We start from the raw sequence: 17,429 nt of genomic DNA on the forward strand, positions 1-17,429 counted from the left end.
CACCCGCCACGGGCGAGCCGGAGGCGCCCGGGGCCTCGGTCACAACAGGTTCAGCTCGCGGGCGCGGCGCACCGCGTCGTTGCGGCGGTTGACCGCCAGCTTGCGGTAGACGCTCTTCAGGTGCGTTTTGACGGTGTTCACGGAGACGTAAAGGTCGGCGGCGATCTCCTCCGTCGACATCGTCAGGGCGAGCCTGCCCAGCACATCGCGTTCGCGTCCGCTCAGCTCCTCCACGAGCGGGAGCGGCGGGCCGCCGGACACCGCCGCGCCGGGGGCGGCCCGGTCCGTCGCCGGTACCCGCGGTGCCATGGCGTCCAGGAACGGACGGATCCACGGACCGGCCTCGACGAAGGGCCGTCGCAGCCCGTCCCGCCGCGCCTCGCGAAGGGCCTGGGCGACCAGTCGGCGCGAGGTGACCGCGTCCCCCGACCCGTCCGCCGCCTGGGCTCTCACCAGCAGGGCGCGGACGGTCACCGCGGGGCCCGCGCCGCCTTCGGACCGTACGCCGTCGAGCAGCTCGATCGCCGCCCCGGGCCGGCCCGCCGCGAGCTGGGCCCGCGCGGCCCCCACCGCGCACGCCGGCTGCTCGTCGGACAACGGGCGCAACACCTCGAAAGCGGTCTCCGGCCGGCCCCCGGCCAGATGCGCGGCGGAGACGACGAGCGCTGTCTGACCCGCGGCCCAGGGCGAGATCACGGCGGCCGGCACCGCTCGTTCCGCCGCTTCGAGAGCGGCCCGGGTGTCGCCGCGGGCCAGATGCAGGCGGGCGGTCGCGATGGCCCGGCCCGCCTCCGTCACCGGGTCCCGCAGCGCCGGGTCCGACTCGGCCGCCTCGGCGAGAAGCGCCCGCGCCCGGCCCAGGTCGTCACGGTCCACGGCGACGGCGGCCAGCACCAGCCGCCCCATGCCGGAACCGGACGGCTGGGGCAGTCCGTACCGCTCCGTCTCGGTCACCGCCGCCCGGGCCTTGCGCTCCGCCCTGCCCAGCCAGCCGTTCAGATAGTCGATCAGCGCCAGCCGGCCGAGCGAGTCCTCGCGGGCGAGTGCCGTCGAAGCCCCTGCCGAGGCCCCGGCCACCCGCGACAGGGCGGCGGACGCGTCGTCGAACCGCCCCGCCCACAGACGAGCCGAGCCCAGATGGGCCAGCAGCAGCGCGGTGAGCTCGGGATGCCTCTCCAGCAGGTGGGCGGGGGCCTGGTCGCACAGCGCCTCGGCAGCCGTCGCGGCCCTCTCCGCCCGGCCCGGCGCGCCGGTCAGCCGGGCGGCCAGCGCCTCGAGCAGGGCGCAGCTCAGGCGGGCCGCCACCAGGCCCGGCTGCTCGCCCGCCGGACTCCACTCGGCGGACAGCACCTGTTCCGCCGCGTCGCCGGGCCCGGTGGTCAGGCCCAGTTCGGCCGTCAGGCCCTGCTCCGCGCGACGCAGGTGCCTCAGGCCCCGGTCGAGATCGCGCCGGGACAGGTCCCCGGCCGCACGGATCAGATCCGTCGCGGGGCCCACGGCCTCCGGTCCCATCCGGGAGAACAGCTCGGCGAGTTCGTCGGAGCGCAGGCCGGTGAAGAGCCAGCCGATGGCGAGGTCGTCGATCAGGGCTGCGGCGGTGAACTCCCAGTCACCCGCGGCGGCGCCCTGGCACAGCGTCTCCGTGAGGGCTCCGGAGCCCCGCAGCCAGTGCGCGGCCCGCCGGTGCAGTTCGGGCACCAGGCCGGGCGAGCGCACCCGCAGATGGGCCCGGAGGATCTCACCGAAGAGCGGGTGGAGGCGGTACCAGTCCTGGCCGAGGTGCTCGACGAAGGCGTTCTCGCGGTGGAGCCCGGCGAGGATGGGCCCGGCGTCGGTGCGCTCCGTCAGCGCGTTCACCAGCTCGGGGCGGAACCGGTCGAGGACGCTGACCCGCAGCAGGAGGTCCTGCGTCTCGGGCGGCTGCCGTCTGAGCACCTCCGCGAGCAGGAAGTCGGCGACCGTGGTGCGGTCGGCCTCGAACTCCTTCAGATAGAGCTCCGGATCCGGGTTCTCCCGCGCGGCGAGGGCGCACAGCCGCAGTCCGGCGGCCCAGCCCCGGGTGCGCTCCACCAGACCGTGGGTCGCGTGCGCCGGAAGCCGCAGTCCGTGCAGGCCGAGGAGTTCGGCCGCCTCCTCGGCGGTGAACGCCAGCTCCGCGCCACGGATCTCGGTCAGGTCGCCTGCCGCCCGGTAGCGGTGCAGCGGCAGCAGCGGCTCGGTACGGGTGACGAGGATCAGACGCAGGCCGTCCCCGGCGTGGTGCAGCACGAACTCCAGCTGGTCCGCGATCTCCGGGTCGGTCACCCGGTCGAACTCGTCGAGCACCACGATCACGGGCCGGTCCCGGCTGCTCAGCTCGGCGGCGACTCGCGCCAGCAGGTTGGGAGGCACGCGGCTCGCGTCCGCGGGGCCGCCGATCTCGGCGGGCAGCGACGTCCCGGAGGCGCGCAGGGCATGGAGCAGGTACGCCCAGAACATGCCCGGGCCCTGCTCCGCCGCGTCCGTGGTGAGCCAGGCGACGGGCCGGTCGCGGGCCGCGGCCCAGTCGGCGACCAGCAGCGTCTTGCCCGCGCCGGCAGCGCCGTTGACCATCGTCAACGGGGTGCGCAGCGCCTGGTCGAGATGCCTGACCAGGCGCTCGCGCCGCAGGAACGTCACCGGCCGGGCCGGTATGACGAACCGGGTGCGCAGAAACGGATCGCCCTGCGGATCGGCGTACGACGACGCCGGATCGGTGTCGCTCTCCTCGAGCCCAGCCATGGCGCTCACCGCCCGTGGTCGTCAGGTCATGGGTCGCGCTCCTCACCCTCAGGATCCCAGGGTTTCGCCCCGGGTGCCCTGCGAGGCCCCCGCCCGACACGCCTCGACGTGCCGGCGACAGGGCAGCGGAACCCGGCACGGGCGTGGCCGGCATCGGCGGCGGACGCACCAGCGTGCGCGCGGCGGAGGCGGCGCGACCCGGCCCACGGTGCATTCGCGACGCGACCGGACGCAGACCCGGCCACGGCGTGTTCGCGGCAAAGCCCGGCACACACCCGGCCACGGCGTGTCAGCGGCGAAGCCCGGGGGAACCGGGCCAGGACTCGCGGATTGGCCTTGGCCGGCGGCTGCGCCCACCGCCTACCGTCAACGGCATGCGCATGCGAATCGTCGACGCCTTCACCGACCGCCCCTTCACCGGCAACCCGGCGGGCGTCCTGCTCCTCGACGCCTTCCCGGACGACAGCCGGCTCCAGAACGTGGCTCTGGAGGTCAACCACGCCGAGACGGCGTTCGCCCACCCGCTCCCCGAGGGCGGCGAGGCGGACTGGGCCCTTCGCTGGTTCACGCCCGTCGCCGAGGTCGACATGTGCGGCCACGCCACGCTCGCCACGGCCCATGTCCTGCACACCACGGGCGCCCACGAGGGCCCGGTGCGTTTCGCCACCCGCAGCGGTGTCCTCGTCGCGACGCCGGCCGAGGACGGTTCGATCACCCTGGACTTCCCGACCGCCCCGCTGACCAGGGTCGCGATCCCGGCCGGGGTCGCCGACGCCCTGGGCGCCGAGCCGCTCGCCTGTGTCGACACCGGCCCGCACGTCGGCGACCTGCTGGTCGAACTGGCCGACGAGAAGACCGTCCACGCCCTGCGGCCCGACCACAAGGCCCTGGGCGCCCACTCGCGCCGCGGCATCATCGCGACCGCCCGCGCCGAGAACCCGGACCTGGGATACGACTTCGTCTCCCGCTGCTTCTTCCCGAACATCGGCATCGACGAGGACCCGGTGACGGGCAGCGCCCACACCGCCCTGGCGCCCTACTGGGCCGAGCGGCTCGGCCGCACCGCCCTGACCGGCCTCCAGGCCTCGCCCCGGGCAGGCCGGGTCCGCACCGAACTGTGCGGCGCGCGCACCCTGCTGAGCGGCCGGGCGGTCACGGTCATCGAGGGCGAACTGCTCGCCTGAGTGCCGTCCGGCGGGGACACCCGGGGCCGGCTCACGCCGTCGGCAGCCACCCCACCTTCCCCGCCAGCAACGCGTATCCCACGAAGGCTCCGATGTCGAGCAGGGAGTGCGCCACCACCAGGGGGCCCACCCGGCCCCAGCGCCGGTAGAGGTAGACGAACACCACGCCCATCGCCATGTTGCCGAGGAAGCCGCCGATGCCCTGGTAGAGGTGGTAGGAACCGCGCAGCACGGCGCTGGCCACGAGCGCGGTGCCCGGGGTCCAGCCCAACTGCCCCAGCCGGCGCAGCAGATAGCCGACGACGATGACCTCTTCGAGGATCGCGTTCTGCATCGCGGACAAGATCAGCACGGGGTACTTCCACCACACGTCCGGCAGCGCCTCCGGCACCACCGTGAGGTTGAAGCCGAGGCCGCGCGCCGCCAGATAGAAGGCGATGCCCGTGCTGCCGATCACCGCCGCGATCGCCGCCCCGCGGCCGAGGTCCGGCCAGGGCCGGGTGCGGTCGAAGCCCAGGGTCCGCAGCCCCTGGCCCTCGCGCATCAGGAAGTGCGCGACCAGGGCCACCGGGACGAGCGCCTTGGCGATCCAGAACAGCTGCCAGGCGAGATCGAGCCATGGACGACCGGGCGCGGCCGAGGCGTTGAGGGTGGCCGCCTGGTCCTTCAGGCCGCCCGGCTCGGTGACCGATCCGACAAAACTGATCAGGGCCGACACACCGCTCGCACCGAGCGAAACCCCCAGAACGAGCAGTGTCTCGTTGCGGAGAATCCGTCGCGAGAGCTGTTCCCGCGGAAAAGAATCAGCCACCTACCCTGCCTCCACCTGCACACGTGCCTCCAGTTGCGTAAGCCCGCCGCATCCCCACCCCTGCCTCGCTAGGGTCTCGAAAGAAGTTACGAAGATCGTGCGTGACAGGCCGTCGGGGGGACGGGCGCCGTACGGGGCGCACCTCCCCTTCGCAGGCCTGGCGGCGGAAATCCGCCACGGGGCCGACAGGGAGGGGCACCACCGACATGGGACGTCACAGCTTGCCCGATCAGTACGGGGCGGGCGGCAGCGACCCCCGTCCGCGGCTCCGCCGCCGCACCGTGGCCCTCGCGACCGCCCTCGTGCTCACCGTCGCCGGCGGTGCCGCGGCCGCCGTCCGCAGCGGATTATTACTCTCCTTCGGCTCGTCCTGCCGCGACCACCCCGTACGGCTGACCGTGGCCGCCGCCCCGGACATCGCCCCGGCGCTCACGGTCGCGGCGATGCAGGCCGAGGACAGCGGCCTCACCTCCGACGGACAGTGCCTCGAGGTCGGCGTCACGGCGCGCGAGTCGGCCAAGGTCGCCGAGACGCTGGCGGCGGGCAAGGACCCGGACGCGCAGGTGTGGGTGGCCGACTCGGACCTGTGGGTCCAGCGGATCTCCTGAAGGCGACCGTGGCAGCAGGAACCCCGGACGACGAGGACTGCTCCCCTCAAGAGCCCCACGGGCCGACACGGAAACCGTTCCGAGCCGGAATCCCCACCGGGAAAGCCCCCCGAGCCTGCCCGAACTCGCTCAGCTCACTCAGCTCACTGAGGTCCCTGAGGTCCCTGAGTCTCACCCCAACGACGCAGGCTCCGGCAACCCCACGGGCCACGTATGCACCGGCTCCCCCAGATGCATCAACTCCGCGTACCGCCGCGTCGTCGCCGCCAGCGCCGCGTCCCGCGACAGCCCCGCCTCCACCGCCCGGTGGAACGTCGCCACCTGCCAGGTCGCCCCGTTGGTCCGCCGCCGGCACCGTTCCTCGATGACCCCCAGATAGAAATCGCGGTCGGCCGGCTCCACGCCCCACCCGTCCAGCCCCGCCTCGGCCAGCGGCAGCAGCTCGTCCCGGACGAGACTCACCGCGTCCACCTCGGCCACGCCGCCCAGCCGCCCGCGCCGCGGCCACTGGAGCCGCGCCTCGATCCCGTACCGGCAGGCCGCGTCGAAGTTGGCCTCGGCCGCCTCGAACGGCAGCCGGGACCACACCGGCCGGGACTCCTCGACCAGGGCCCGGACCACGCCGTAGTAGAAGGCCGCGTTGGCGACCACGTCGGTCACGGTCGGTCCGGCGGGCAGGACACGGTTCTCCACCCGCAGATGCGGAACGCCGTCGGCGATGCCGTAGACGGGCCGGTTCCAGCGGTAGACCGTACCGTTGTGCAGGACGAGCTCGGCGAGCGAGGGCACCCCGCCCGCGTCCAGGACCTCCAACGGATCCTCGTCGTCGCAGATCGGCAGCAGCGGCGGGAAGAACCGCAGGTTCTCCTCGAACAGCTCGTACGCCGAACCGATCCACCGCTCCCCGAACCACGTCCGCGGCCGTACGCCCTGCGCCTGCAGTTCCGGCGGCCGGGTGTCGGTGGCCTGCTGGAACAACGGAGGCCGCGACTCCCGCCACAGCTCGTGACCGAACAGGAAGGGCGAGTTGGCGCCGACGGCGATCTGCGCGGCGGTGACCGCCTGCGCGGCGTTCCACACCGCGGCGAAGCGGCCCGGCGTGACCTGGAGGTGCAGTTGCACGGAGGTGCAGGCCGCCTCGGGCACGATCGACTTCGAGGTGCACGACAGCCGCTCCACCCCGTCGATCTCCAGGGCGAAGTCCTCTCCCCTGGCGGCCACGATCTGGTCGTTGAGGAGGGTGTAGCGATCGACGTCGGAAAGGTTCGACGAGACCAGATCGTCCCGGTCGAGCGTGGGCAGAATACCGATCATCACGATACCGGCGTCGACCTCGCCCGCCTTTCGGTGGGCATATGCCAGTGACGTACGGAGTTCTTCCGCGAGCCGGTCGAAAACCCTGCCCCCCAATCGATGTGGGGCTATGTTCACTTCCAGATTGAACATGGCGAGTTCTGTTTGGAAATCTCGGCTCGCGATCCTCTCCAGCACTTGCCCATTCAGCATTCTCGGCTGACCGTCGGCGCCCGCGAGATTCAGTTCGATCTCGAGCCCCATGAGGTTCTTGGGGCGGTCGAAGCGCTTCTGGGCCAGGAGCCGCTCGAGCCCCGTCAGACACCGCCGGAGCTTGTCCCGGTAGTGCTGACGATCGGACAGGTCGAACGCGCCTGCCACGACCTTTTCCCCCATCGAAGCGTCCCTCCTCGCGTGGGCGGACCGGCGATCCCGGCCGCCGGATGATCCGGGTCAGGTGGGATGATGCCCAGCCGGGCCGATCGATAACGTCCCCCGAGCGGCCCGGCACCCGCTACGCTGACCGAAAGCCACCGGCGGTGACCGCTGGCACATTCACGGGGCATGCGACCGAAGACCCTTTCACGGAATTTGGAACTCGTGAAAAACGCCGACTGGAATACGCCGACCGCGTCGCACACATAAGCCGAGGTCATCGCCGCGCACCCCGCTCTGAATCGGGATGATTCACCCCTATCGCCGACCGAATGAACCCTTGCCGGGTGTCCCGGGATCGACTAGACGAAACACAGTCTGAACACATGTCGTATAAACTCCGCGGACAAGGCAGAGAAGGTTGGCGCCCACAGTCGAAGGAGCCTGTCGTCGAGGTGACGGCAGGCCGCTCGCGCACCCCCGCACCCCCAGACTCCGGCCCCTGCCTCTCCGACCTGTTCGAGAGCTAGCTGACAGCGCCGTCCGCCCACGCCCTCGCGCCACCGTGCCTGTCGAATGAGAGGCGACCCACCATGCCTTTGCATGTCCCCCCGGCTCCCGCGCCCGCCCTTCGCTCCGTCCTCATGGCACTCGGTTCCCCGACCGCGGTCCGCGAGGCTCGTACGCCCTCCCTGCGCACCGCTCAGGGTGATGTCACTCCCGAACTCCCGCTGCCCCTGCACGTCCTGGACCGGATCGCCCCCGAAGGCGTGGCCGCGACCCGGCTGGCCGGCTGGCGCTTCCTGATCCGCTGCGGCGACCGCGCCGTGGCCGCGGCCGAGACCCGGCTCACCCCGGACGGCTGGGCGTTCTCGCACTTCTTCGAAGGCCCCTACATCGCCTCCACCGAACGCGCCCTGCGCCAGGCCGAGTCGACCGCCCAGCCGTTCCAGCCGCGGCTGCTGTCGGTGCCCGGGCTCTACATGCTCACCCTCTGGCTGCACGGGGACAGTTCGTCGGACGGCACCACGGGGCATCCCGCCCCGACCGACCTCCTGGTGCCGTTGGCCCCGGCGCCGCCGGGGATCGCCGCACACCGCGCACACCGGGTCGCCGAGCTGCTTCCGCTGCTCACCCTCCGTGTCACCCCCGCGACCCCGCCCCTGCTCGGTTCACCTGCCTGACCGTTCGGCCGCCCGACCGGTCGACCCCGCACCCCGTACCCCGTCACCGCGGCCCCGGTGGCGGGGTACGGCACGGTCCGGTGACCCCGGAACCTCCCGGGTGCCGACCGGACTAGCCCCATCCGGCCACCGGGAACCACCCGAAGTGACAGTGCGGTTGAGATGAACCGCCCGCGCGGGTGATGCGTCATGAACCTGTGAGAAGCGGTGCCGCGAAATCCCTGCGGAACGACCTCCGTGGGGCAACACTGGGTTCCGACGGACTTATCACAACGGGGGGCGGCCATGAACGACGTTTCACGCCGCGGAACAGACACCACAGCCATCTCAGACCTCACGCCAGAGCGGAAGTTCCCATCCATGTGCCAGCACCAGCCACCGTGCCCGACAGCGACCTCAGCCGACCGGGAATCCGCGCGCCTCACGGCGCACCACCCGGAGCAGGGCTGGAGCCTGCTGTGCAACGGCGTCCTGCTCTTCGAGGACACCGGTGAGCTCCTGCCGGACGGCCGGGTCATCGCCCCTCACCGGGTCGTGACCGCCGCCTGAGCATCAGCCGGACGGCGCGGGACCGCCGTCCGCAGACATGAGGGGCCGGCCCGCGCAGACCACCGCGAACCGGCCCCGACGCGCGTTCACGGCCGCTCACTCCGTGTAGCCGTCCCGTCTCGGCGTGGCGCGTACCCCTGTATGCCTTCCCAGGACAGCGCATGTTCCGGAAGACTCCTGGAAGTTTCGGCGCGACGCCCGGAACGACGCGACGGAGGTGGGGAAGTGACAGTGGACGACACCGTGCCCGTGTCCCGGGGCAGAATCACGATCACGGAGATCGCCCGCCAGGCAGGCGTCTCGGTGCCGACCGTGTCCCGGGTCGTCAACGGCCGCTCCGACGTCTCGCCCGGAACCAGGGCCCGGGTCGAGGACCTGTTGCGGCTGCACGGCTATCGCAAGCGTCCCGCCGCCGCCCGCACCCGGGCCGCGTTGCTCGACCTGGTCTTCAACGACCTCGACAGCCCCTGGGCGGTGGAGATCATCCGGGGGGTCGAGGAGGTCGCCCACGCGGCCGGGGTGGGCACCGTGGTGTCGGCGATCCACGGCCGCTCGGGCGACGCCCGGGAGTGGATGCGCAACCTGCGCGCCCGCGCCTCCGACGGCGTCATCCTCGTCACCTCGGCCCTCGAACCCACCCTGCACGAGCAGTTGCGCATCCTGGGCGTCCCGCTGGTCGTCGTCGATCCGATGGGCTCCCCCGCCGTCGACACCCCGACCATCGGCGCCGCCAACTGGGCGGGCGGCCTGGCGGCCACCGAGCATCTGCTGGCGCTGGGCCACCGCAGGATCGGCCTGATCGCCGGCCCGCCCCGGCTGCTGTGCTCCCGCGCCCGCTACGACGGCTACCGGGCCGCTCTGGAGGCGGCCGGTCTCGCCGTCGACGAGACCCTCGTCGTCCCCGGCGACTTCCGCCCCGAGTCGGGCTTCACCGGCTGCACCGCCCTGCTCGGTCTGCCCGAACCGCCGACCGCCGTGTTCGCGGCCAGCGACCAGATGGCGCTCGGCGCGATCGAGGCGCTGCGCCGGCGCGGACTGCGGGCCCCGGAGGACATGAGCGTGGTCGGCTTCGACGACCTTCCGGAAGTCCGCTGGTCCGCCCCGCCGTTGACCACCGTCCGCCAGCCACTCGCCGACATGGGCAAACTGGCCGCCCGCACCGTCCTGAGCCTGGCCCGCGGCGAGCGCCCCGACTCGCCGCGGGTGGAACTGGGCACGGAGCTGGTGGTCCGCTCGAGCACCGCGCCGCCCCGCGGCGCCCAGGGCCTGTCCGGCCGGACAGGCCCTAGCTGAGCGCTTCCCGGATCGCCTGGTAGGCCGGCTTCGGCGCGAGCTGCTCGTCCCAGGGCAGCGCAGCGCCCTCGCCGGGGAAGAACGCCGGGATCCACGAGTACTTGTCGGTGTAGTCCCAGACGGTGATGCCGACGCACCGCCGCACCGCGAGGCAGGCCTCGGTCATGTCCCGGTACCAGTCGGCCTGTTGGGCCAGTTTCTCGTCGGTCGCGGGCAGCAGCATCCGGACGTCGACCTCGGTGAGCGCGGTGTCCAGGCCGAGCCGGGAGAAGCGGCGGAGGTTGTCCTCCAGGGTCGTCGGATAGCCGTACTGGAGGGCGAGATGCGCCTGGAGGCCGATGCCGTCGAGCGGGACGCGCTGGGCCTTCAGCTCCTTGGCGAGGGCGTGGTAGGCGTCGCTCTTCGGGCCGACGGCCTCGATGTTGTAGTCGTTGAGGTAGAGCTTCGCCTTCGGGTCGGCCTGGTGGGCCCACCGCAGGGCGTCGGCGATGTAACCGGGGCCGAGGGTCTTGTAGAAGACCGTCTCGCGGTAGGTGCCGTCCTCGTTGAACGCCTCGTTGACGACGTCCCAGGCGTAGACCTTGCCCCGGTAGTGGCGTACCTCGGTCTGGATGTGCTTCTTCAGGACGGCCCGCAGCTCGTCCGCCGTCCACTCCTTGCCGGTCAGCCAGCCGGGCAGCTGACTGTGCCACACGAGGGTGTGGGCGCGGACCTTCTGGTGGTGGTCGCGCGCGAGGTCGACGATCTCGTCGCCGGCGGTCCAGTCGAAGACGCCCTGCTGCGGCTCGGTGGCGTACCACTTCATGCCGTTGCCCGGGGTGATCATGTCGAACTCATCGCCCAGGATCTTGGTATAGGCGGTGTCGGTGAGTTCGGGGTTGTCGGTGGCGCTGCCGAAGTAGCGGCCGTGGCGCTGCGCGAGGTCGGCGAGGGTCGTATGCGGCTTTCCGTGCGCCGGGCCCTCGTGCGCCTGGGCGGCCGGTCCGGTGGCGACACCGGAGGCGACCAGGACGGCTGCGAGGGCTCCGGCGAGTCTGAGCCGGGTGCGGGCGGCGATGCTGGGCATGGTGCGACTCCTCACGTCAGGGGTGAGCCGTACGGGTCCGCGGGCGCGCGTCATCCCTTGGTGGCGCCGGCGGTGAGGCCGCCGACGAGCTGGCGCTCGGCGACGGAGTAGAACGCCAGGGCGGGCACCATGGCGAGCACGAGATAGGCGAAGACGCGCGCGTACTCCGCGGAGTACTGGCCCTGGAACTGCTGGACGCCGATGGGAACGGTCCACCAGGTGGGCTCGTTGAAGACCAGCAGCGGCAGCAGGAAGTTGTTCCAGCTGCCGACCACGGCGAGCACGGAGACCGTGCCGAGGGCGGGCCTGGCCATGGGCAGCAGGATCCGCCAGAAGAACTTCAGGGGCCCGCAGCCGTCGAGGGTGGCCGCCTCCTCCAGCTCGGCGGGGATCTCCCGGAAGAACCCGCGCAGGACGACGATGGTCATGGGCAGCCCGAAGGCGGCCTGCGGCAGGATCACGCCGAGCGGGTTGTCCAGCAGGCCCATCGAGCGCAGCAGCAGGAACAGGGGCAGCGCCGCCACCGCGAAGGGGAACATCAGCCCCATCGTGAACAGGGTGAACAGCATCTCCCGGCCACGGAAGGCGAACCGGGCGAAGGAGAACGCGGCCAGCGCCGAGACCGCGACGACCACCACGGTCGTACCGGCCGCGATGAGCGTGCTGCTGCCGACGAGCTGCCAGAAGGAGCCGGAGCCGAGGATGTCCGTGTAGTTGGAGGTGACCCAGGGATCGGGCAGGCCGATGGGGTTGCGGGAGAGCTGGTCGGTGGACTTGAAGCCGGACAGCACGGCGTAGCCCAGCGGTACGGCCATCACCGCGCCGACGAGCCCGAGGACGAGGTGCAGGGGAAGCGTCCGGCCGGTCCGGCGGGTGCTCCGGCCGGTCTCACGGGTTTTCACGCGCCGCCTCCTCGCATGGTCGTGGTGGCGCCCTGAAGGTCCCGGCGGAGCACGAACCGCTGGTAGGCGAGGGCGAAGACGAGACTGATGCCGAACATGGCCACGCTGATCGCGCTGGCGTAGCCGACCTGGTAGCGCTTGAAGCCGTACTGGAACATGGTCACGGCCATCGTTTCGGAGTGGTGGTCGGGGCCGCCCGCGGTGACCACCCACACCAGGTCGAAGAGCTGGATCGAGCCGATGACCGACAGGAAGACGCTGATCCGCAGGGTCGGCGCGAGCAGCGGGAGGGTGACGTTGCGGAAGCGCTGCCAGGGACCCGCTCCGTCGATCAGGGCGGCCTCCGTCAACTCGGCCGGGATGGACTGGAGTCCGGCCAGGTAGAGCATCATGTGGAAGCCGAAGTACTTCCACGTCATGACCAGGAAGAGGGTGGCCATGACGGTGGAGGGGTCGGCGAACCACTGACCGCCCACCCCGTCCAGACCGATCGCCCCCAGGACGTGGTCGGCGAGACCGTCGTCCGGGGCGAAGATCATGCTGAACAGCACGCCGGTGATCGCCTCGGAGAGGATGTACGGCGCGAAGAACAGCATCCGGTACACGGCCCGGCCGCGGATCTTCTGGTTGAGCGCGACCGCGAGGGCCAGCGCGAACGGCAGCTGCAGGACGAGCGAGAGCCCGACCAGGAGCAGGCAGCGCCACAGGTCGCCCAGGAACACCGGGTCCTGGAAGAGCCGGGTGAAGTTGTCGCCGCCGATGTAGTCGTCGGGCATGCCGAAGCCGCCCCAGCGGAAGAACGAGGCGTACAGCGCGAACAGCATCGGCAGCAGCACGAGCGTGCCGAACAGCACCAGCGCGGGCACCTGGAAGCCGACGGCGGTGAGCCAGTGCCGCGCCCGCCGCCGCGCCCGGCTCCGGCCCGAACCGGCGGACGGGGGCGGCGGGCCGACGTCCGGGCCGCTGCGCTTGTCCGGAAGGAAGGTGGAGGTCATCGCCTGCTACTGCTCTTCCTTCGCGACCTTGGTGATCGACTCGGTGACCTGCTGAGGCGATTTGGACCCGGCTATGAGGGCGGCGACGCTGTCGTTGACCTCCTGGCCGAGGGCCGGCGCGTAGGCCTGGTCGAGGTAGAGCTGGAAGCCGGTGGCGGCCTTCAACTGGGCCTGTACGGCCTTGATGTTGGGGTCGGCGATGGCGCTCTCGGCGGCCGGCACGACGGGCAGCACCCCGGTCTTCTTGACCAGTTCGGTGTCCGTGGCGGCGGTGGCGAAGAACTTCAGGAAGTCGACGGCCGCCTGCGGGGCGTCCTTGCGCAGGGCGTGCCCGCCGCCTCCGCCGAACACCTCGGTGATCACGCCCTTGCCGCCGTCGACCGCCGGGAACGGGAAGAAGCCGAGGTTCGCCCCGAGCCCCTTGCCCGCGTCGGCCTCCACCACCGGCGCCCACTGGCCCATGAGTTCCATCGCCGCCTTGCCGTTGCCGACGGCGGCGGCCTGGCCGGTGGGGCTGGAGTAGGCGGCGCCGAGGAAGCCCTTCTGGAACGGCTGGAGATCGACCAGGTCCTGGAGGTGCTGCCCGGCCTGCACGAACCCGTCCCCGGTGAAGTCCTTGTCGTCCCCGGCCGTGCGCAGGGCGTCGACACCGGCGGTGCGCATCGCGAGATACGCCCAGTAGTACATTCCGGGCCACTTCTCCTTGCCCGCCAGCGCGAGCGGGGTGATCCCGGCGGCCTTCAGCTTGCGCACCGCGTCGAGGAAGCCGCTCCAGGTGGTCGGGGGAGCACTGATTCCGGCCTGCTTGAAGAGCGCCTTGTTGTACCAGAACCCGATCATGCCGATGTCGAACGGGACACCGTACGCCTTCTTGTCGAGCAGGTAGGGCTCGCGGGCGACCGGCAGCAGGCCGTCGCCCCACTCCTTCGTCCGCTCCGTGAGGTCCTCGACGAGCCCGGCGTCGACCTGTTGCCGCAGGACACCGCCGCCCCAGGTGTGGAAGATGTCGGGCAGCTTCCCGGAGGCGGTGAGCGCCGTCATCTTCGACTTGTAGGCGTCGTTCTCCAACTGCACGATCTTGATCTTCACCTTGGGGTTCTGGGCCTCGAACTGCTTGGCGAGACCGGCCCAGACGTCCTTGGTCGGCTGGGTGGTGGAGATGTTCCACCACTCGATGGTGGTCGTCCCCGACGACCCTCCGTCCGAGTCGCCGCCGCAGGCGCTCAGTGCCGTCATGCTCAGACCGGCCGCGGCGGAGGCCGCCAGAAAGCCGCGGCGGGAGAGTGCCGGGTCGCCCATCATGCGCTCCTTGATAGATCGAAAGTTTCGAACCAGATCCAGAAAGCTTCGCTGCTGCCGCACCCTAGAGACACCCTCCGACGGGTGGCAACCCCTTGAACACAGGGAATCCGGGGGTCTTTTCACGGGAGAAGGCTCAGGGAGGCGTCATGCGCCCTCGAAACATTCGGATCAATCGGCGAACATTACGAAGCGGGCGGGGCAATGATCCGGCGGCTGGAAACAAACCAGGCGGTGTGTCACGCTGCGTGTCCACCCCGCGACCAGTCTTAACGGAAGCTTGACGCCGTGCCGCCCGTGATCCAGGGGCCCAGGCGTCACTCTCCGCTTACGCTGATTCCGCCGTCCGCGTGATGGCCGAAACCACACGCCGATCCGTACCTCAGGAGCGCCCGATGGCCACCGCCGAGCACCCTCCTCCCGGCCGCCTGCGCGCCTGGATGCTGGAGGGCCTGTCCGACATGGGCAAGGGTCACGCTCACCAGGCGACCCCGGACACCGAGCCCGCGCCCGAGCACAAGGGCCAACGCTGGTACCGGGTGATGTGTCTGACCGGCGTCGACTACTTCTCGACCCTCGGCTACCAGCCGGGCATCGCCGCCCTCGCGGCCGGCCTGCTCTCACCGGTGGCGACGATCGTGCTGGTCATCGTCACCCTGGCGGGCGCCCTGCCGGTCTACCGGCGCGTGGCCGAGGAGAGTCCGCACGGCGAGGGCTCGATCGCGATGCTGGAACGGCTGCTGTCCTTCTGGAAGGGCAAGCTGTTCGTCCTGACCCTGCTCGGGTTCGCCGCCACCGACTTCCTGATCACGATCACCCTGTCCGCGGCGGACGCCTCGACCCACCTGGTCGAGAACCCCCACCTCACCAGCGCCCTGCACGGCAGGCAGATGGTGATCACGCTCGTCCTGGTCGCCCTCCTCGGCGCGGTGTTCCTCAAGGGGTTCCTGGAGGCCATCGGCGTCGCGGTCGCCCTGGTCATCGCCTACCTCGGCCTGAACGTCGTCGTGGTGGTCGTCGGCCTGTGGCACGTGCTCACCGAGGAACATGTGGTCACCGACTGGACCGCCGCTCTGACCGCCGAGCACGGCAACGCGTTCGCGATGATCGGCGTCTCACTTCTGGTCTTCCCCAAGCTCGCGCTGGGCCTGTCCGGCTTCGAGACCGGCGTCGCGGTCATGCCGCACGTCCAGGGCGACCCGGACGACACCGCGGAGAACCCCAGGGGCCGTATCCGCGACACGAAGAAGCTGCTGACGACCGCCGCCCTGATCATGAGCGTCTTCCTCATCGCGACCAGCTTCATCACCACGGTGCTGATCCCCGAGAAGGAGTTCGAGTCCGGCGGCCAGGCCAATGGACGCGCCCTCGCGTACCTCGCCCACGAGTACCTGGGCAACGCCTTCGGCACGGTGTACGACGTGTCGACGATCGCCATCCTGTGGTTCGCCGGCGCCTCCGCGATGGCCGGGCTGCTGAACCTGATGCCCCGCTACCTCCCCCGCTACGGCATGGCCCCGCACTGGGCCCGCGCCGTCCGCCCGATGGTCATCGTCTTCACCCTCGTCGCCTTCCTGGTCACCTGGATCTTCGACGCCGACGTCGACGCCCAGGGCGGCGCCTACGCCACCGGCGTCCTGGTCCTGATGTCCTCGGCGGCGATCGCGGTGACCATCGCCGCCCGCCGCGCCCGGCAGCGGGGCTGGACGGCCGGCTTCGCCGTGATCTCGGCGGTCCTGCTCTATGTGACCGTCGTGAACGTCATCGAGCGCCCCGACGGCGTGAAGATCGGCGCCTGCTTCATCGCGGGCATCATCCTGGTCTCGCTGCTGTCCCGGCTGGCCCGAGCCTTCGAGCTCCGGGTGACCAGCGTGACGATGGACCCGATGGCGGAACGTTTCATCCGGGACATGGCGAGCCGCAAGATACGGTTCATCGCCAACGAGCCCGACCAGCGCGACAAGGCCGAGTACCGCGACAAGATCGAACAGATCCGGCAGGACAACGACATCCCCGGGGAGGATTTCGTCTTCGTCGAGGTCACCGTCGTCGACCCCTCCGAGTTCGAGTCGGGCCTGACCGTACGCGGCGAGGTGCTGCACGGCCGCTACCGCGTCCTGACCCTGGAGTCCTCCTCCATCTCCAACGCCCTGGCCGCACTGCTGCTGCACACCCGTGACTCCACCGGCTGCATCCCGCACATCTACTTCGAGTGGACCGAGGGCAACCCCTTCGCCAACTTCCTGCGCTTCTTCCTGTTCGGCCAGGGCGAGGTCGCTCCGGTCACCCGTGAGGTCCTGCGCGAGGCCGAACCGGACCGCGACCGCCGCCCCCGCGTCCACACCGGCTGACCCGTCCCGGACCGTCGTCCCCAAGGCGACACGAGACGACGGGATCCGACCCGCCCGACGCCGCCAGGACGACGCATACCCGCACATAACGCCCATAAGGCGACCTGCGGCCTACCGTTGACGCTCATGAGCCTGAGCATCCGCAACCAACTCCCCGGCACCGTCACCGCCGTCCGGCCCGGCGAGGTGATGGCCACCGTCAAGATCCGTCTGGACGGCGGCCAGGACCTCACGGCGGCCATCACGCTGGAGGCCGCGAACGAACTCGCCCTCGCCGCCGGCACCGCCGTCCGCGCCCTGGTGAAGTCGACGGAGGTCTCCCTGTCCACCGGCCGGGTCGACGGCCTCTCGATCCGCAACCAGCTCACCGGCACGATCACCGGCCTCCTGACGGGCGGGGTCATGGCCTCGGTGAGGGTCTCCATGGACGGGGCCGATCTCACCGCGGTGATCACCGAGGAAGCGGCCACCGACCTCGGCCTCTTCGTCGGCTCCGACGTCATCGCACTGATCAAGGCGACCGAGGTGTCCCTGGCGACGGCTTAGGCCGTGTCCGCAAAGTCCCGCCTGGCTCGCGACGCCCGGCACACGCTCCCCCGGAGGGGCGACCCCCAGCCGCGTCGTCGGGATCGCCCACGTACACCCGGTACGAGGGCGACCCTCCGCCTCGCGATCGCACGCACCGGACGCCGCGAGCCCTGCCCCGCGGGCAGACGGCGCTGCTTTGCGGACACACCCTGGCACGCGTGAGGGCCCCCG

The 17,429-nt window shown here is 71.2% G+C and carries 13 protein-coding genes and 1 pseudogene; 7 read left to right on the top strand and 7 right to left on the bottom strand.

What is annotated here, in order from left to right; all coding sequences use genetic code 11:
* Positions 1–39: 39 nt before the first annotated feature.
* Entirely contained in the window at positions 40–2,760 is a 2,721-nt protein-coding gene (locus QQM72_RS05495) for a LuxR C-terminal-related transcriptional regulator (RefSeq protein ID WP_314219618.1), read from the bottom strand.
* Between the two features lie 374 nt (positions 2,761–3,134).
* Here QQM72_RS05495 and QQM72_RS05500 point away from each other — a divergent pair, with 374 nt between their 5' ends.
* Positions 3,135–3,944: a PhzF family phenazine biosynthesis protein gene (locus QQM72_RS05500; RefSeq protein ID WP_314219619.1), complete on the top strand. Its 810-nt coding sequence runs from the start codon at positions 3,135–3,137 to the stop codon at positions 3,942–3,944.
* 31 nt (positions 3,945–3,975) lie between these two features.
* Here the strand turns inward: QQM72_RS05500 and QQM72_RS05505 are convergent, their stop codons facing one another.
* Positions 3,976–4,755: a CPBP family intramembrane glutamic endopeptidase gene (locus tag QQM72_RS05505; protein WP_314219620.1), complete on the bottom strand. Its 780-nt coding sequence runs from the start codon at positions 4,753–4,755 to the stop codon at positions 3,976–3,978.
* Between the two features lie 206 nt (positions 4,756–4,961).
* Between QQM72_RS05505 and QQM72_RS05510 the strand changes: the two are divergent.
* Positions 4,962–5,360 (top strand): annotated as a pseudogene (locus QQM72_RS05510) (hypothetical protein); the annotation flags it as partial.
* Positions 5,361–5,534: 174 nt separating this feature from the next.
* On the opposite strand, the gene QQM72_RS05515 reads toward QQM72_RS05510, so the two are convergent.
* Positions 5,535–7,052 carry a glutamate--cysteine ligase gene (locus QQM72_RS05515; RefSeq protein ID WP_314219621.1) on the bottom strand — a complete coding sequence of 506 codons (1,518 nt, stop codon included), beginning with the start codon at positions 7,050–7,052 and terminating at the stop codon, positions 5,535–5,537.
* A gap of 572 nt (positions 7,053–7,624) precedes the next feature.
* Between QQM72_RS05515 and QQM72_RS05520 the strand changes: the two genes are divergently transcribed.
* From QQM72_RS05520 to QQM72_RS05530, 3 genes are all read left to right on the top strand, one after another.
* On the top strand, positions 7,625–8,215 hold the full coding sequence (locus QQM72_RS05520; protein WP_028807326.1) for a hypothetical protein: 591 nt from the start codon (positions 7,625–7,627) through the stop codon (positions 8,213–8,215).
* 360 nt (positions 8,216–8,575) lie between these two features.
* Positions 8,576–8,764 (top strand): DUF5999 family protein, encoded by a 189-nt coding sequence (locus QQM72_RS05525; protein ID WP_020132802.1) that lies wholly within the window; start codon positions 8,576–8,578, stop codon positions 8,762–8,764.
* A gap of 225 nt (positions 8,765–8,989) precedes the next feature.
* Positions 8,990–10,057, top strand: coding sequence for a LacI family DNA-binding transcriptional regulator (locus QQM72_RS05530; protein WP_314219622.1), 1,068 nt, complete (start codon positions 8,990–8,992; stop codon positions 10,055–10,057).
* Here the strand turns inward: QQM72_RS05530 and QQM72_RS05535 are convergent.
* The 4 genes from QQM72_RS05535 to QQM72_RS05550 all read right to left on the bottom strand — a co-directional run bounded on the left by QQM72_RS05535 (position 10,050) and on the right by QQM72_RS05550 (position 14,319).
* A complete protein-coding gene (locus QQM72_RS05535; RefSeq protein WP_314219623.1) occupies positions 10,050–11,123 on the bottom strand; it encodes an endo-1,4-beta-xylanase in 1,074 nt (357 codons plus the stop codon). The genes QQM72_RS05530 and QQM72_RS05535 overlap by 8 nt on opposite strands.
* Before the next feature lie 50 nt (positions 11,124–11,173).
* Entirely contained in the window at positions 11,174–11,938 is a 765-nt protein-coding gene (locus QQM72_RS05540) for a carbohydrate ABC transporter permease (RefSeq protein WP_314219657.1), read from the bottom strand.
* 83 nt (positions 11,939–12,021) lie between these two features.
* Entirely contained in the window at positions 12,022–13,020 is a 999-nt protein-coding gene (locus QQM72_RS05545; protein WP_314219624.1) for a carbohydrate ABC transporter permease, read from the bottom strand.
* A 6-nt stretch (positions 13,021–13,026) separates the two neighbouring features.
* Complete coding sequence (locus QQM72_RS05550; protein WP_314219658.1) at positions 13,027–14,319, bottom strand: extracellular solute-binding protein; 1,293 nt, start codon at positions 14,317–14,319, stop codon at positions 13,027–13,029.
* 395 nt (positions 14,320–14,714) lie between these two features.
* Between QQM72_RS05550 and QQM72_RS05555 the strand changes: the two genes are divergently transcribed.
* Positions 14,715–16,670 carry an APC family permease gene (locus QQM72_RS05555; protein WP_314219625.1) on the top strand — a complete coding sequence of 652 codons (1,956 nt, stop codon included), beginning with the start codon at positions 14,715–14,717 and terminating at the stop codon, positions 16,668–16,670.
* A gap of 126 nt (positions 16,671–16,796) precedes the next feature.
* Positions 16,797–17,216 (top strand): TOBE domain-containing protein, encoded by a 420-nt coding sequence (locus QQM72_RS05560; protein ID WP_314219626.1) that lies wholly within the window; start codon positions 16,797–16,799, stop codon positions 17,214–17,216.
* Positions 17,217–17,429: the final 213 nt, after the last annotated feature.

Source organism: Streptomyces zaehneri, assembly GCF_032248645.1.
Lineage (GTDB): Bacteria > Actinomycetota > Actinomycetes > Streptomycetales > Streptomycetaceae > Streptomyces > Streptomyces coriariae.

Bases quoted from the DNA above. Each gene is read 5' to 3' on its own strand.
- QQM72_RS05495 (WP_314219618.1), bottom strand. From the start codon at position 2,760: ATGGCTGGGCTCGAGGAGAGCGACACCGATCCGGCGTCGTCGTACGCC.
- QQM72_RS05500 (WP_314219619.1), top strand. From the start codon at position 3,135: ATGCGCATGCGAATCGTCGACGCCTTCACCGACCGCCCCTTCACCGGC.
- QQM72_RS05515 (WP_314219621.1), bottom strand. From the start codon at position 7,052: ATGGGGGAAAAGGTCGTGGCAGGCGCGTTCGACCTGTCCGATCGTCAG.
- QQM72_RS05520 (WP_028807326.1), top strand. From the start codon at position 7,625: ATGCCTTTGCATGTCCCCCCGGCTCCCGCGCCCGCCCTTCGCTCCGTC.
- QQM72_RS05525 (WP_020132802.1), top strand. From the start codon at position 8,576: ATGTGCCAGCACCAGCCACCGTGCCCGACAGCGACCTCAGCCGACCGG.
- QQM72_RS05535 (WP_314219623.1), bottom strand. From the start codon at position 11,123: ATGCCCAGCATCGCCGCCCGCACCCGGCTCAGACTCGCCGGAGCCCTC.
- QQM72_RS05540 (WP_314219657.1), bottom strand. From the start codon at position 11,938: ATGGCCGTACCGCTGGGCTACGCCGTGCTGTCCGGCTTCAAGTCCACC.
- QQM72_RS05545 (WP_314219624.1), bottom strand. From the start codon at position 13,020: ATGACCTCCACCTTCCTTCCGGACAAGCGCAGCGGCCCGGACGTCGGC.
- QQM72_RS05550 (WP_314219658.1), bottom strand. From the start codon at position 14,319: ATGGGCGACCCGGCACTCTCCCGCCGCGGCTTTCTGGCGGCCTCCGCC.
- QQM72_RS05555 (WP_314219625.1), top strand. From the start codon at position 14,715: ATGGCCACCGCCGAGCACCCTCCTCCCGGCCGCCTGCGCGCCTGGATG.
- QQM72_RS05560 (WP_314219626.1), top strand. From the start codon at position 16,797: ATGAGCCTGAGCATCCGCAACCAACTCCCCGGCACCGTCACCGCCGTC.